The organism is Amycolatopsis sp. NPDC049253 (genome assembly GCF_040678995.1).
GTDB lineage: Bacteria > Actinomycetota > Actinomycetes > Mycobacteriales > Pseudonocardiaceae > Amycolatopsis.
The window spans coordinates 31,708-46,281 of sequence record NZ_JBFAQX010000017.1 but is presented as its reverse complement, the minus strand read 5'-3'; the positions used below and the strand labels follow the sequence as shown (position 1 = coordinate 46,281).

11 protein-coding genes and 1 tRNA gene are annotated in these 14,574 nt (G+C 73.3%); 7 read left to right on the top strand and 5 right to left on the bottom strand.

Annotation, left to right across the window (positions count from 1 at the left end; all coding sequences use genetic code 11):
• Window positions 1–48: 48 nt before the first annotated feature.
• The gene (locus AB0K15_RS31180; protein ID WP_364058349.1) at window positions 49–1,170 is read left to right on the top strand and encodes a malic enzyme-like NAD(P)-binding protein; all 1,122 of its coding nucleotides are present in this window, start codon (window positions 49–51) and stop codon (window positions 1,168–1,170) included.
• Between the two features lie 297 nt (window positions 1,171–1,467).
• On the opposite strand, the gene AB0K15_RS31175 is transcribed toward AB0K15_RS31180, so the two are convergent.
• From AB0K15_RS31175 to selD, 5 genes are all read right to left on the bottom strand, one after another.
• Complete coding sequence (locus AB0K15_RS31175; RefSeq protein ID WP_364058346.1) at window positions 1,468–2,562, bottom strand: hypothetical protein; 1,095 nt, start codon at window positions 2,560–2,562, stop codon at window positions 1,468–1,470.
• Window positions 2,563–2,588: 26 nt separating this feature from the next.
• A complete protein-coding gene (locus AB0K15_RS31170) occupies window positions 2,589–4,379 on the bottom strand; it encodes a thiamine pyrophosphate-requiring protein (RefSeq protein ID WP_364058343.1) in 1,791 nt (596 codons plus the stop codon).
• A gap of 62 nt (window positions 4,380–4,441) precedes the next feature.
• Window positions 4,442–4,753 (bottom strand): DUF3618 domain-containing protein, encoded by a 312-nt coding sequence (locus tag AB0K15_RS31165; RefSeq protein ID WP_364058340.1) that lies wholly within the window; start codon window positions 4,751–4,753, stop codon window positions 4,442–4,444.
• Entirely contained in the window at window positions 4,750–5,163 is a 414-nt protein-coding gene (locus AB0K15_RS31160; protein ID WP_364058337.1) for a phage holin family protein, read from the bottom strand. Before AB0K15_RS31160 ends, AB0K15_RS31165 begins: the two co-directional genes overlap by 4 nt.
• Before the next feature lie 139 nt (window positions 5,164–5,302).
• Complete coding sequence (gene selD / locus AB0K15_RS31155) at window positions 5,303–6,295, bottom strand: selenide, water dikinase SelD (protein ID WP_364058334.1); 993 nt, start codon at window positions 6,293–6,295, stop codon at window positions 5,303–5,305.
• A 63-nt stretch (window positions 6,296–6,358) separates the two neighbouring features.
• On the opposite strand from selD, the gene AB0K15_RS31150 reads away from it, so the two are divergent.
• The 6 genes from AB0K15_RS31150 (at window position 6,359) to nrfD (ending at window position 14,545) form a co-directional block, all read left to right on the top strand.
• Window positions 6,359–6,450: transfer RNA gene (locus AB0K15_RS31150), tRNA-Sec, on the top strand.
• Window positions 6,451–6,465: 15 nt separating this feature from the next.
• On the top strand, window positions 6,466–7,755 hold the full coding sequence (selA, locus tag AB0K15_RS31145; protein WP_364058331.1) for an L-seryl-tRNA(Sec) selenium transferase: 1,290 nt from the start codon (window positions 6,466–6,468) through the stop codon (window positions 7,753–7,755).
• Window positions 7,756–7,759: 4 nt separating this feature from the next.
• Window positions 7,760–9,481 carry a selenocysteine-specific translation elongation factor gene (gene selB, locus AB0K15_RS31140; protein ID WP_364058328.1) on the top strand — a complete coding sequence of 574 codons (1,722 nt, stop codon included), beginning with the start codon at window positions 7,760–7,762 and terminating at the stop codon, window positions 9,479–9,481.
• Between the two features lie 81 nt (window positions 9,482–9,562).
• Entirely contained in the window at window positions 9,563–12,784 is a 3,222-nt protein-coding gene (gene fdh / locus AB0K15_RS31135; RefSeq protein ID WP_364058325.1) for a formate dehydrogenase, read from the top strand.
• Window positions 12,777–13,625, top strand: coding sequence for a 4Fe-4S dicluster domain-containing protein (locus AB0K15_RS31130; protein ID WP_364058322.1), 849 nt, complete (start codon window positions 12,777–12,779; stop codon window positions 13,623–13,625). The genes fdh and AB0K15_RS31130 overlap by 8 nt, the downstream gene beginning before the upstream one ends.
• Complete coding sequence (nrfD, locus tag AB0K15_RS31125; RefSeq protein ID WP_364058319.1) at window positions 13,622–14,545, top strand: NrfD/PsrC family molybdoenzyme membrane anchor subunit; 924 nt, start codon at window positions 13,622–13,624, stop codon at window positions 14,543–14,545. The genes AB0K15_RS31130 and nrfD overlap by 4 nt, the downstream gene beginning before the upstream one ends.
• Window positions 14,546–14,574: the final 29 nt, after the last annotated feature.

Sequence of the window (14,574 nt, the reverse complement as noted above, 5' to 3'; positions counted from 1 at the left end):
TGAAAAACCGACTGATTTCCCGGTGGCCGCACGGGGTATCCGGCTGGCATGAGCCGCAGCCGTGGAAAAGTGGAGATCTCGGCCCGGGTCCGCCTCGACGGTCCCGAGGACCTGGTGAGGGAGTACACGCCCGGGGTCGCCGAGGTGGCCGAGCGGGTGGCCGAAGACCCGTCCGCGCTGATGCGCGAGACGGTGAAGGCCAACTCGGTCGCGATCGTGTCCGACGGTTCGGCGCTGCTCGGCCTCGGCGACCGCGGCCCGGCCGCAGCGCTGCCCGTGATGGAGGGCAAGGTGGCGCTGCTGAAGCGGTTCGCCGACGTCGACGCGTGGCCGATCTGCCCCGTCAGCCGGGACCCGGACGACCTGGTGCGCACCGTGAAGGACCTCGCGACGTCGTTCGGCGCGATCAACCTTGAGGACATCGCCGCGCCGAGGTGCTTCACGGTCGAGCGCCGCCTGCACGACGAGCTCGACATCCCCGTCTTCCACGACGACCAGCACGGCACCGCGGTGGTCGTGCTCGCCGCGCTGCACAACGCGATGAAGCTGACCGAACGCGAGCCCGCCGGCACGTCCGTGGTGATCTCCGGCGCGGGCGCGGCGGGCAGCGCCACGGCCCGGCTCCTGCGCGAGGCCGGCTACGAGCGCATCGCCGTCTGTGACAGTCAGGGTGTGCTGCACCCCGGCCGCGACCTCGTCGGCGAGAAGCGCTGGCTCGCCGAGAACACCAACCGTGACGGCGCCGTCGAGGGCAGCCTGCGTGACGCGCTCTCCGGCGCCGACGTCTTCATCGGCGTCAGCGCCGGCGGCCTGCTCGGCGAGGACGACATCGCCGCGATGGCCGGCCGCGCGATCGTCTTCGCGCTGGCCAACCCGGACCCCGAGATCGACCCGGACCTCGCGGGCAAGCACGCGCAGATCGTGGCGACCGGCCGCAGTGACCACCCGAACCAGATCAACAACGTGCTGGTGTTCCCGGGCGTCTTCCGCGGCCTGCTCGACTCCGGCGCGCCCCGCGTCACGAGCCGCATGCTCCTCGCCGCGGCCCGCGCCCTGGCCGACGTCGTCGCCGACGACCTCACCCCGCAGCACATCGTGCCGACCCCCTTCGACGACGGCGTGGTGGACGCCGTCGCGGGCGCGGTGATGGGGGTGGCGGAGGAGGATTGAGGCAGGACGAAGGGCCGGCCGGACTGCGGTGTCCGGCCGGCCCTTCGCGTTGTGGAGCACGACGGGAGTCTCGCCCGAGTCGGCCCGCTTCGTGCCCGGTCACGCTGTCACGGGTGCCCCGCGGGACCACGAGGTGGCGCCGGTGGTGCGCAGCGGATGGGGCCGCGCGCGTGCGGAGGAAGACTGAGACACGGTGCAGATAAAGCCGGCCGGACCGTGGTGTCCGGCCGGCCCTCGTCGTGGTCGGTTTCCGGGCGGTGCGGGCACACCCCGCCGAGTGTCCGCACCGCCCGGGGGTCACGGGTGGCGCAGAAGGGCGGCGAACCCGCCGGGCAGGTCGAGGCGCTCGTCCATCACCACGACGTCCGCGCCGACGGCGACGGCGGCGTACGGGAGGGCCTCGTCGGCGCGGTGTGGTGCGGGGTCGGGAGCGCCGAGGGCGGCCAGCCGGGGTGCGGCGACGCCGACTTGGGTGGGTTCGCGCCCGGTGAGCACCTCGGCGTCGCCGGGGTCGCCGACGAGCAGGGTGGCGACGTTGGCCTCGGACAGCGCCGCCGTGACGGCCTCGAGGCCGCTGACGGCGAGGCCCGAACCGCGACCGGCCTCGGCGCGGAAGCGGTCGGCGAGGTCGTCCAGCTCGCGGAGGTGGCGGCCGGCCAGCAGCTCGTGGACGTGCTCGTCCAGCTCGCCGCGGTCGGTGCCGGCGGCGCGGCCCCCGGCGTCGGTCTCCTCGGTGATCGCGCGCACGGGCTCCGGCAGCAGGCCCAGCAGCTCGGCGCGGGCCTGCACCTCGCCGGCCAGCACGACCAGGCGGGCGCCGGTCCGTTCGACCGTCTTGGCCACGGCCACGGCGACGTCCTCGAGGTTGTGCCGCACGGCTTCCTGGGTGCGGTGCTGCAGGTTCCGGTGCGCCGGACCGCCGCCGCGGACCTTGTGCACGTCGTTCTCGGAGCCCTGCACGGTTTCCGCGCGCACCGTGCCGTCGGGGTGGCGCACCTCGACGTCGGCACCCTGACGGTCGACGAGCACCACCACGTGCTCCGGCGCGTCCTCGGCGTGCGTCACCACCGGCAGGAAGTACGGCAGGTCCGAGTAGCGCGCCTCCTGCGCCGCGGGCGGCGCGGCGAGCCGGCGGTCGGCCACGATCTCGCCGCGCGCGGCGATGAGGCTCCGCCCGGCCTGCCCGACGGGCGGGGGAGTGGTTTCGATCGCGTCGACGATCGCGGCGACCGTGTCCGGGTCGGCGTCCTGCTCGGACAGGGACACGTTGATCTCCTTGAGTCGCAGGCGAAGCTGCTTCGCCGCGTCCTCGGTGTCGTGTGACTCGTCGAAGTGGACCGAGGCGAACGGTCCGGTCGCGGTCGTCAGTGGACGCAGGTCGTGCGTGTCCACAAGGGACTCCTTTCTGGTGCGCGGGATCAGGTGCGCATCGGCAGGAGCTCCTGGACCTTCGTCTTGAGGCCCTGGGCGACCAGGTGCCACGCGTTCGGGTCGCCCTTGAGCACCGATTCGGTCATGGACTTGATCTGCTCGAACGTCGCGTGCGGCGGGATCGGCGGCACCTCCGGGTCGCACCGCACGTCGAGCACGGTCGGCACGTCGGCGTCGAGCGCCGTGGCCCAGGCGTCGCCGAGGCGCTCGGGGTCGTCGACCGCGATGCCGCCCAGCCCGATGCCGCGGGCGAAGTCCGCATAGGACACTTCGGGCAGCGACTGCGACGGCTCGAACTTCGGCGCGCCACCCATCGCGCGCAGCTCCCACGTGACCTGGTTGAGGTCACCGTTGTGGAAGACGCAGATCACGCATCGCTGGTCGGCCCAGAGCTCGCGGTAGCGCGCGAGGGTGAGCAGCTCGGCCAGGCCGTTCATCTGCATGGCCCCGTCGCCCACGAGCGCGACCACCGGGCGGTCGGGATGGGCGAACTTGGCGCCGATCGCATACGGCACGCCCGGGCCCATCGTCGCCAGCGTCCCCGACAGCGAAGCGCGGATCCGGCCGCGGATGCGCAGGTTGCGGGCGTACCAGTTGGCCGTCGAGCCGGAGTCGGCGGTGACGATGGCGTCTTCCGGGATCCGCTCGGACAGCTCGTGGACGATCCGCATCGGGTTGATCGGGTCCGCCGCCAGCATGGCCTGCCGCGTGACGGTGTCCGACCACTCGGTCACGTTCTTCTCGATCCGCTCACGCCACGCGCGCTCGGTCTTGCGTTCCAGCAACGGGATGAGCTGTTCCAAAGTGGACTTGGCGTCGCCGAGGAGGGTGACCTCGGTGGGGTAGCGCAGGCCCAGGAACCGCGCGTCGAGGTCGATCTGCACCGCGCGCGCCTGCCCGAACGGCGGCAGGAACTGGCTGTACGGGAAGCCGGAGCCGATGATCAGCAGCGTGTCGCAGTCGTTCATGAGCTCGTAGCTCGGGCGCGTGCCCAGCAGGCCGATCGCGCCGGTCACGTACGGCAGGTCGTCGGGCAGCACGTCCTTGCCCAGCAACGCTTTCGCCACACCCGCGCCCGTCAGCTCGGCGACCTCGCGGACCTCGGTCACGGCGTTGCGCGCGCCTTGGCCGATCAGGATCGCGACCTTCTCGCCGGCGTTGAGGACCTCGGCCGCTCTCGTCAGCTCTTCGTCCGGCGGCACGACCTTCGCGCGCGGGTGGCCGGGCGGGCTGGAGGGCACGTGCTTGAACTCGTGCTCGGGCGGCGAGTACGGCAGCTCCTGCACGTCCGCCGGGATGATCAGGGCCGTGGGGGCCCGCTGCGCGAGCGCGGTGCGGATGGCGCGGTCGAGCGCGTTGGGCAGCTGCTCCGGCACGTTGACCTCGACGAGGTACTCGCTCGCGACGTCCTTGAACAGCGCCTGCAGGTCGACTTCCTGCTGGTAGCTGCCGCCCATCGCGCTGCGCGCGGTCTGGCCGACGATCGCCACCACGGGCACGTGGTCGAGCTTGGCGTCGTAGAGCCCGTTGAGCAGGTGGATGGCGCCGGGCCCGGACGTCGCCACGCACACGCCGACGCGTCCGCTGAACTTCGCGTACCCGACGGCCTCGAACGCCGCCATCTCCTCGTGCCGGGCCTGCACGAACCGCGGCTCGTCGCCCGCGGCGCCGAACGCGGTGACGAGGCCGTTGATGCCGTCCCCGGGATAGCCGAACACCTGCTCGACGTCCCATTCGCGCAGCCTCTGCAACACGTAGTCAGCAACGGTTGTGGTCATGCCGCCCGGGTACCGCCGGGCCGTGGCGGGCAAACATCCGCGGCGCCGCTGATCGGCAACGCTCAGTCTCCGTGCGAGCGCCGGCGCAGGATGAGCCGCAGCACGACGATCAGGCCGACCAGGCTCGCGAAGACCGGCACCGGGTTGGCGCGCACGGTGTCGGCGCCCTGGCGGAACTTCGCGGCCGCCGGTTCGCCGACGACCGTGCCGACCTTCGCCTCGGCCTGGTCGAGCCGGTCGTCGATGCCCTGCCTGATCTTCGGGCGCACGTCGAGCTTCTGCTCCAGGGTCTCCAGCGTCTGCGCGAGCTCGGCGCGCGTGGCATCGCGGTCGATGCGGACCTCGTCCGGGGTCTCCGGGAACTCGCGGTTCACGAGCGCACCTCCTGCCGCACGACCTCGACGTCCTCGCGGACGCCCTCGATGGCTTCCCGCGGCACCGGCGGTGTCGCGTTCTTGATCTGCGTGCGCCCGACGAGCGCCGCGATCCCGGCGACGGCGAACAACGCGCCCGCGACGACCAGCGCCGAGGCCCATCCGGGCAGCACCAGCGCGAGCGCCATGATCGCGGCGGCCACCAGCGCCCCGGCACCGAACAGCGCGACGAGCCCGGCGGCGCCGAACAACCCGGCGCCCACGCCCATCCGCGTGCTCTTCTCCTTCAGCTCCAGGACCCCGAGCCGGACCTCGTCGCGCACCAGCCGTTTCACCTGGTCGGTGAGGTCGGAGACGAGCTCGCCGAACGAGCGTTCCTTCGCCGGAATCGGCTGCACCTCTTCGGTCACCACAGCACCTCCATCGTCGCTCCGCGCTCCGGCGCGGGCCGCCGGATGATCCCCGGGTGCCCGGTGTCTCGGCGGCTCAACCTTCGGTGGGCGCGGCCCGCCTCACGGCCGTGCGCTCCTGCGGGTCGAGTGCACCGGATCAGGCGACGACGACGGTGTGCTCGCCGGCCGGCAGCAGTTCGCCGATGACCGGGTAGCCGGGAACTTCGCCGGCGATCAGGAGCCCGCCCGAGGTCTGGGCGTCGGCCAGGAGCAGGGCCTCGTCCTCGGGGACGCGGGAGAGGTCGGTGTGGGGGCGGACCCAGTCGAGGTTGCGGCGGGTGCCGCCGCTGATGTGGCCGGCGGCGAGGGCCTCGCGGGCACCGTCGAGATACGGGACGGCGGCCGGGTCGAGGCGGGCGGTGACGTGGCTCGCGCGGGCCAGCTTGTGGAGGTGGCCGAGCAGGCCGAAGCCGGTGACGTCGGTCGCGCAGGTGGCGCCGGCGGCCAGCGCGGCGCGGGCGGCGCCGGCGTTGAGCGTGGTCATGGTGGCGACGGCGTGGTCGAAGCGTTCGCCCGTGGCCTTGTGACGGGAGTTGAGCACGCCGATGCCGAGCGGCTTCGTGAGGGTCAGCGGCACGCCCGGGCGGCCGGAGTCGTTGCGCAGCAAGCGATCCGGGTCGGCGATGCCGGTGACGGCGAGGCCGTACTTGGGCTCGGGGTCGTCCACGCTGTGCCCGCCCGCGAGGTGGCAGCCGGCCGGGCCGCAGACGTCGAGGCCGCCGCGCAGGACCTCCGTGGCCAGCTCGAACGGCAGCACACCGCGCGGCCAGCCGAGCAGGTTCACGGCGACCACGGGAGTCCCGCCCATCGCGTACACGTCGGACAGCGCGTTCGCGGCGGCGATGCGGCCCCAGTCGTAGGGGTCGTCGACGACGGGGGTGAAAAAGTCGGTCGTCGCGATGAGGGCCGTGCCGCCGGAGATCCGCACGGCGGCCGCGTCGTCGCCGTCGTCGAGTCCCACGAGCAGCTCGCCGGGCGGATTGTCGGGCGACTTGCCGGTGAGGCCGCGGACCACGTCCTCGAGCTCGCCGGGCGGGATCTTGCACGCACAGCCCCCGCCGTGCGCGTACTGCGTCAGCCGGTACTCCACGCGGCCCATCGTGCCCGGGCTGCGGCCGCGCCGCGACCTTGGCAGGATGGCGGCATGCTCCAGGGAGGCGTCTCCGGCCTGGTGGCCGGCGCGGTCTTCAAAACCGTCGGGCGGCAGGCGCTGTCGCCGGCGGGTTCGATTCCCGTCCGCCTCCGCCGGGAGCGCCGCGGGTGACCGATCCGCGCCGGGCCGTGCCCCGCACCGACGCGCTGCTCGCCGACCCGCGCATCGCCAAGGCCGGCGAGCTGCTCGGTCGTGACCTGGTGAAGTCCATCGTGACCGGCGCCCAGCAACGGGTCCGGGCGGGCCTGCTCACCCCCGAGGCGATCGTCGACGACATCCTGGCCCGCCTCCCCGGGCACGCGGCTTCGCTGCGGCCGGTCGTCAACGCCACCGGTGTCGTCGTGCACACCAACCTCGGCCGGGCGCCGTTGTCGCGGGCGGCGGTGGACGCCGTCGCCGCGGCCGCGGGGGCCACGGACGTCGAGTTCGACCTCACCACCGGCCGGCGTGCCCGCCGGGGCCGCGGTGCGCTCACGGCCCTGGCCGAAGCCGTGCCGGCGGCGGGCGGCGTGCACGTGGTGAACAACAACGCCGCCGCCCTCCTGCTGTGCGCGCTGGCGCTCGCGCCGGGCCGCGAGATCGTGGTCAGCCGGGGCGAGCTCGTCGAGATCGGCGACGGTTTCCGGATCCCGGACCTGCTGGCTTCGACCGGCGCGCGGCTGCGCGAGGTCGGGACGACGAACCGCACGCACCTCGCCGACTACGCCGCCGCGATCGGCCCCGAGACCGCGTTCCTGCTCAAGGTCCACCCGTCCAACTACCGCGTCACCGGCTTCACGGCGGAAGCGCCGGTGGCGGACCTGGCCGGGCTCGGCGTGCCGCTGGTCGTGGACATCGGCTCCGGGCTGCTCGCGCCGCACCCGCTGCTGCCGGACGAACCCGACGCGGCCACGGTGCTCGCCCAGGGCGCGCACCTCGTCACCGCGAGTGGCGACAAGCTCCTCGGCGGCCCGCAGGCCGGCCTCCTGCTCGGCGACGCGGCGCTGGTGGAGCGGCTGCGCCGGCACCCGGCGGCGCGGGCGCTGCGCGTGGACAAGCTGACGCTGGCGGCACTCGAGGCGACGTTGCGCGGCCCGCGTCCCCCGGTTCAGGAAGCGCTGCGGATCCCGCTGCCGGAATTGCGCGGCCGCACGGACGAGCTGTGCGCGACGCTGTGTGCGGCCGGAGTGGACGCCGAGGTCGTCGAGTCGGCGGCCGCCGTCGGGGGCGGGGGAGCGCCCGGAGTCGAGGTGCCGAGCGTGGCCGTCGCGTTGCCCGCGCGCTACGCCGAAGCGCTGCGCACCGGGCAGCCACCCGTCGTCGGCCGCCTCGTCCGCGACCGCTGCCTGCTGGACCTGCGGACCGTCCCGCCCGGCGACGACGCCACGATCGCGGACGCGGTGCTGGGGTCCGGGTGATCGGGTGCGGGTGATCGCCACCGCCGGTCACGTGGACCACGGCAAGTCCACGCTGGTGCGGCGGCTCACCGGGATGGAACCCGACCGCTGGGCGGAGGAACGCCGCCGCGGCCTCACGATCGACCTGGGCTTCGCGTGGACCCGGATCGGCGGCGAGGACGTGGCGTTCGTCGACGTGCCCGGCCACGAACGGTTCGTGCCCAACATGCTCGCCGGTGCCGGACCGGTGCCGGCCGTGGTGTTCGTGGTGGCGGCCGACGAGGGCTGGAAACCGCAGTCGGCCGAGCACCTCGCCGCGCTGGACGCGTTCGGCGTGGACCGCGGCCTGCTCGTGGTGACCAAGGCGGACCGCGCCGAGCCGGGGCCCGCCACGGCGGCGGCGCTGCACGAGTTTTCCCCGACGTCGCTGGGTTCTGTGCCCTCGGTCGCGGTCAGCGGCACGACCGGCGCCGGGTTCGACGAGCTGCGGGCCGCGTTGGGCGAGCTCGTCGCCACATTGCCGGTGCCGGACGCTCAGGCCGACGTGCGCCTGTGGCTCGACCGCGCGTTCACGGTCCGCGGCGCGGGCACGGTCGTGACCGGGACCCTCGCCGCGGGCACGATCTCGACCGGTGACGAGCTGGACCTCGGGGGTGTCATCGTCACGGTGAAGGGGATCGAAGCGCTGGGGGAGCCTCGGGACCGCGTGACCGGTGTCGCGCGGGTGGCGGTGAACCTTCGAGGCGTCGCACGCGAGCAGGCCCGGCGCGGCGACGCACTGCTGACTCCCGGAGCGTGGCTGACCACGACCGAAGCGGACGTCCGCGTGAGGGGCACCCGCTCCGCGGACCTGCACCAGTCGCTGGTGCTGCACCTGGGCACCGCGGCCGTCGCGGCGCGGGTCCGTCCACTCGGGACGGACACCGCGCGGCTGACGCTGCGGACTCCGCTGCCGCTGCGCGTCGGCGACCGGGGCCTGGTCCGTGACCCGGGCGCCCACGTCATCCCGGCCGGGGTCGAGGTGCTCGACGTCCGGCCGCCCGAACTGCGGCGCCGGGGCGCCGCACGCGCGCGAGGTGACGAGCTGACGCGCGAGCCGGCGCCGGCCCACCTGGAACGGCGGGGGTTCGTCAGGGCGACGGAGTTCCGGGCGATGGGCTTCGCGCCGACCGGCGAGCGCGTGGGCGAATGGCTGGTGGATCCCGCACGGTTCGCCCACCTCAAAGCGCTGGTCGGTGAGGAGGTCGCCGCCTGGACCCGTGACCGCCCCGTTGCCGCGGGCATGCCTGAAGAGACTCTGCGGCGAAGGCTGGAGCTGCCCGCGCAGGAGCTCCTACCGCCGCTGCTCACCGGGTTGGAAACCCGCGACGGGCTGGTGCGCCTGCCCGGCACCGGTCTCGAACCGCGCGTCGCCGAGGCCGTCGCCGAGCTGGAGGCCGAGTTCGCCGAGCACCCCTTCCGCGCCCCCGGGACCGATCACCTCCGCGAACTGGGGCTGGGCCGGCGCGAACTGGCCGCCGCCGTCCGCCACGGCCGCCTCACGCTGCTGGCCGAGGGCGTCTACGTCGCCCCGGGCATCGAGGAACGGGCGGCGGCGGTCCTGCCCGGCCTCGCCCAGCCGTTCACGGTCGCCGACGCCCGCCGCGCCCTCGACACGACCCGCCGCGTGATGGTGCCGCTGCTCGAACGCCTCGACGCGGCGGGAGTCACCGAGCCCCTCGGCGACGGCACCCGCCGGGTGCGGTGACCGGGTCGGGCCGCCGGGAGCCGCCGCCCCGCACGGGTGAGAGACCTGCGCTGCGCGCGCGAAGGGATTAGGTTGGCGAGCATGGGTGTCCGGCGGTGGATCGAAGGCTGGCCCGTGTACCGGCAGCTGACCGGTCCCGACCGGCTGGCTCGCGGTGCCGCGGCGAAGTCCGGCGGCTCCGAGACCTGGCACGCGCGCACCCAGGACGCGGACCGTGTCGTGAAGTCGGTGTGCCCGTACTGCGCGGTCGGGTGCGGGCAGCAGGTCTACGTCAAGGACGAGCGCGTCACCCAGATCGAGGGCGACCCCGACTCGCCCATCTCGCGCGGCCGCCTGTGCCCCAAGGGCTCGGCCAGCAAACAGCTGGTGACGAGCCCGAGCCGGGTCACCGAGGTGCTCTACCGCCGCCCGTACGGCACCGACTGGGAGCGCCTGCCGCTCGGCGAGGCGATGGAGCTGATCGCCGAGCGGGTCCTGCGTACACGCGCCGAAACATGGGAGGAATCCGACGCCGACGGGGCGCCGCTCAAGCGCACTCTCGGGCTCGCCAGTCTCGGCGGCGCGACGCTGGACAACGAAGAGAACTACCTGATGAAGAAGCTCTACACCGCGCTCGGCGCGATCCAGATCGAGAACCAGGCCCGGATTTGACACTCCGCCACGGTTCCCGGTCTGGGGACCTCCTTCGGTCGTGGAGGCGCCACGACGTTCCAGCAGGATCTGGTCAACGCCGACTGCATCGTGATCCAGGGCTCCAACATGGCGGAGGCCCACCCCGTGGGGTTCCAGTGGGTGATGGAGGCCAAGGCCCGCGGGGCGAAGATCATCCACGTCGACCCCCGGTTCACGCGCACGAGCGCGGTCGCGCACACCCACGCGGCGCTGCGCGCGGGCTCGGACATCGCGTTCCTCGGCGGCCTGATCAAGTACGTCCTGGACCACGAGTTCGACTTCCGCGAGTACGTGCTGGCCTACACCAACGCCGCCGCGATCCTGCGTGAGGACTTCCGGGACACCGAAGACCTCGACGGTGTCTTCTCGGGCTACGACCCCGAGAACAAGCAGTACGACGTGTCCACCTGGGCCTACGAGGGTGTCGACACCCTGCCCGCCGCGGGCAGCGGCGAGGCCGAGCTGCCGGGAGAGCAGCACCACGGCGGAGAGGGCCACCAGAGCGCCGCGCGCGCCGAGTCCTACGGCAGCGGCGGCGCTGCGGTGGGCGGGAAACCGCACCTGGACGAGACGCTGCAGCACCCCCGCTGCGTCTACCAGGTCCTCAAGCGCCACTTCTCGCGCTACACGCCCGAGGTCGTCGCGGACGTCTGCGGCGTCCCGGTGCGGCAGTTCCTGGAGATCGCCGAAGCGGTCACGAAGAACTCCGGCCGCGAGCGCACGACGGCGTGGGTGTACTCGGTGGGCTGGACCCACCACACGGTCGGCGCGCAGTACATCCGCGCCGCCTCGATCCTGCAGACGTTGCTCGGCAACATCGGCCGCCCCGGCGGCGGGATCCTGGCGCTGCGCGGGCACGCGAGCATCCAGGGCTCCACCGACATCCCGACCCTGTTCAACATCCTGCCCGGCTACCTGCCGATGCCCCACGCGCACCAGCACTTCGGCCTCGACGACTACGTCGCCACCGACGCCGGCGCCACCGGCTTCTGGGGCAACATGAACTCCTACATGGTGAGCCTGCTGAAGGCGTACTGGGGCGACGCCGCCCAGCCGCACAACGACTTCCGCTTCGGCCACCTGCCGCGCCTGACCGGCGAACACGGCACGTACGCCACGGTGCGCAACCAGATCGAGGGCACGTGCAAGGGCTACTTCCTCGTCGGCGAGAACCCCGCCGTCGGCTCGGCCAACGGGAAGATGCAGCGCCTGGGGCTGGCGAACCTCGACTGGCTCGTGGTGCGCGACCTGCAGATGATCGAGTCCGCGACGTTCTGGAAAGACGGGCCGGAGATCGAGACGGGAGAGCTGGCGAGCACGGAGATCGGGACCGAGGTCTTCTTCCTGCCGGCCGCCGCCCACACCGAGAAGGACGGCAGCTTCACGAACACGCAGCGTCTGCTGCAGTGGCACCACAAAGCCGTGGAGCCGCCGGGGGAGGCGCGCAGCGACCTGTGGTTCTACTACCACCTGGGCAGGCTCATCAGGGAAAAGCTGGCCGGCAGCACGGATCCACGGGATCTGCCGGTGCAGGAGCTGACGTGGAGCTACCCGACCGAAGGACCGCTCGACGAGCCCTCGGCCGATTCGGTGCTCGCCGAGATCAACGGCCACGGTCCCGAAGGTCCGCTGTCGGCGTACACGCAGCTCAAGGCCGACGGGTCCACCTCCTGCGGCTGCTGGATCTACTGCGGTGTGCGCGCCGGCGGCCACAACCACGCGGCGAACCGCAAGCCCGGGTCCGAACAGGACTGGGTGGCGAGCGAATGGGCGTGGGCGTGGCCGGCGAACCGCCGCATCCTCTACAACCGCGCGTCGGCCGATCCGGCCGGGAACCCGTGGAGCGAGCGCAAGAAGTACGTCTACTGGGACGAGGAGCAGGGCCGGTGGGCCGGGCCCGACGTCGCCGACTTCGAGGTGACCAAGCGGCCGGACTACGTGCCGCCCGCGGGCGCCAAGGCGCAGGACGCCCTCGGCGGTGCCGACCCGTTCATCATGCAGACCGACGGCCGCGCCTGGCTTTACGTGCCCGCCGGGCTCGCCGACGGGCCGCTGCCCACGCACTACGAACCGTTCGAGTCCCCTGTGGACAATGCGCTCTACGGCCAGCCGGACAACCCGGCGCGCCAGACGCTGATCACGCCGTCGAACCCGTACAACCCGGCCCGCAGCACGGCCTTCCCGTACGTGTTCACGACCTACCGGCTCACCGAGCACCACACCGCGGGCGGGATGAGCCGCACCCTGCCGTACCTGGCCGAGCTGCAGCCGGAGTTCTTCTGCGAGGTCTCGCCGGAGCTCGCGGCCGAGCGCGGGCTGGAGAACGGCGGCTGGGCCACGATCGTCTCGGCTCGCACCGCGATCGAGGCCCGGGTGCTGGTGACGGCGCGGATGAAACCGCTCAAGGTGCGCGGCCGCACGATCCACCAGGTCGGCCTGCCTTATCACTGGGGACCCAACGGGCTTTCGCGCGGCGACGCGGCCAACGACCTGCTCGGCGTCGTGCTGGACCCGAACGTGCACATCCAGGAGTCGAAGGCGGCGACGTGCGACATCGTGCCGGGCCGTCGCCCACGGGGCCCGGCGTTGCTGGACTTCGTGCAGGAGTACCGCAGGAGGGCGGATGGCTGAGTACGGCGAGCAACCGCGGATGGGCTTCTTCACCGACACCTCGGTGTGCATCGGCTGCAAGGCGTGCGAGGTGGCGTGCAAGGAGTGGAACGAGGTGCCCGGCGGGGGCCTCGACCTGCTCGGGACGTCCTACGACAACACCGGTGACCTCGGGGCGAACGCGTGGCGGCACGTCGCGTTCGTGGAGCAACCCGTGCCGCCGGCGCCGCCCGCCGTCGAGCTCGGGATGCCGACCGTGGGCGCGCCCACGCAGGACGGCGATGCCGAAGAACCCGGGGTGCGCTGGCTGATGTCGAGCGACGTCTGCAAGCACTGCACCCACGCCGGGTGCCTCGACGTCTGCCCGACGGGGGCGCTGTTCCGCACCGAGTTCGGCACCGTCGTGGTGCAGCAGGACATCTGCAACGGCTGCGGCTATTGCGTGCCCGCCTGCCCGTACGGCGTGATCGAGCGGCGCGAGAGCGACGGCCGCGCGTTCAAGTGCACCCTCTGCTACGACCGGCTCGGCGCCGGCCTGGAGCCGGCGTGCGCCAAGGCGTGTCCCACGGACTCGATCCAGTTCGGCGTGCTCGACGAGTTGCGCGAGCGCGCCGACGAGCGGGTGCGCGACCTGCGTGGGTCCGGTGTGCCCGAGGCGCGGCTCTACGGCCGTGACCCCGATGACGGCGTCGGCGGCGACGGCGCGTTTTTCCTGCTGCTGGACGAACCGGAGGTCTACGGGTTCCCTCCCGACCCCGTCGTGCCGACACAACACCTGCCGCAGATGTGGAAACGCGCGGGGGCCGCGGCACTGGGCGTGGCAGGCACCCTCGTGGTCTCGTTCCTGGGGCGGCGGCGATGAGCCCCCGCCGCGAACCGGCGATGGTCGACCCGGTCGAGTTCACCTCGTACTACGGACGGCCGATCCTGAAGGAACCGGCGTGGAAGCAGCCGGACGTGCCGCTGTACCTGTTCCTCGGCGGGGCCGCGGGCTCGTCGGCGACGATGGCGAGCCTGGCGACGCTCACCGGCCGGCCGGGCCTCGCGCGCGTCGGCCGCCTGGTCGCGGCCGCCGGCGCGAGCGCGAGTGTCGTCGCGCTGGTCCACGACCTCGGGCGGCCGGCACGGTTCCTGCACATGCTGAGGGTGCTCAAGCCGACGTCGCCGCTTTCGGTGGGTTCGTGGATCCTGGCGCCGTTCTCGGGGCTGGCCGCGGTGTCGGCCGGCTCCGCGGAAACCGGCCTGCTGCGCCCGGTCGGCAAGCTCGCGGGCGCCGCCGCGGGCGTGCTGGGGCCGGCGATGTGCACCTACACCGCGGTGCTGCTGGCCGACACCGCGACGCCGTCGTGGCACGAGGCGCGGCGGCACCTGCCGGTGCTGTTCGCGGGCAGCGCGGTGACGAGCGGTGCCGGCGCGGCGTTGCTGGCGGCGCCGTCCGCCGAGCTCGGGCCGGTGGTGCGCGCGGGGCTCGCCGGCGCGGTGGCCGAGCTGGCGGTGGCGCAGCACCTGGAGCACGGCCTCGGGATCGTGTCCGAGCCGTACCGCACCGGCCGCGCGGGCAAGCTGATGAAAGCCGCCCGCGGTCTGACGGCTGCAGGCGCCGCGTTGTCGCTCGCGGCCCGGCGCAGCAAGGTGGCCGCGGTGGCGAGCGGCGCGGCCTACCTCGCGGCCGGCCTGTGCACGAGGTTCGGCGTCTACCAAGCGGGGGTGGCGTCGGCACAGGACCCGAAGTACGTCGTGGTCCCGCAACGCGAGCGGCTGGCGCAGGCGCGCGGCGACTGAGCGGGCGGTGGTTGGCGCGGCGGCCCGCG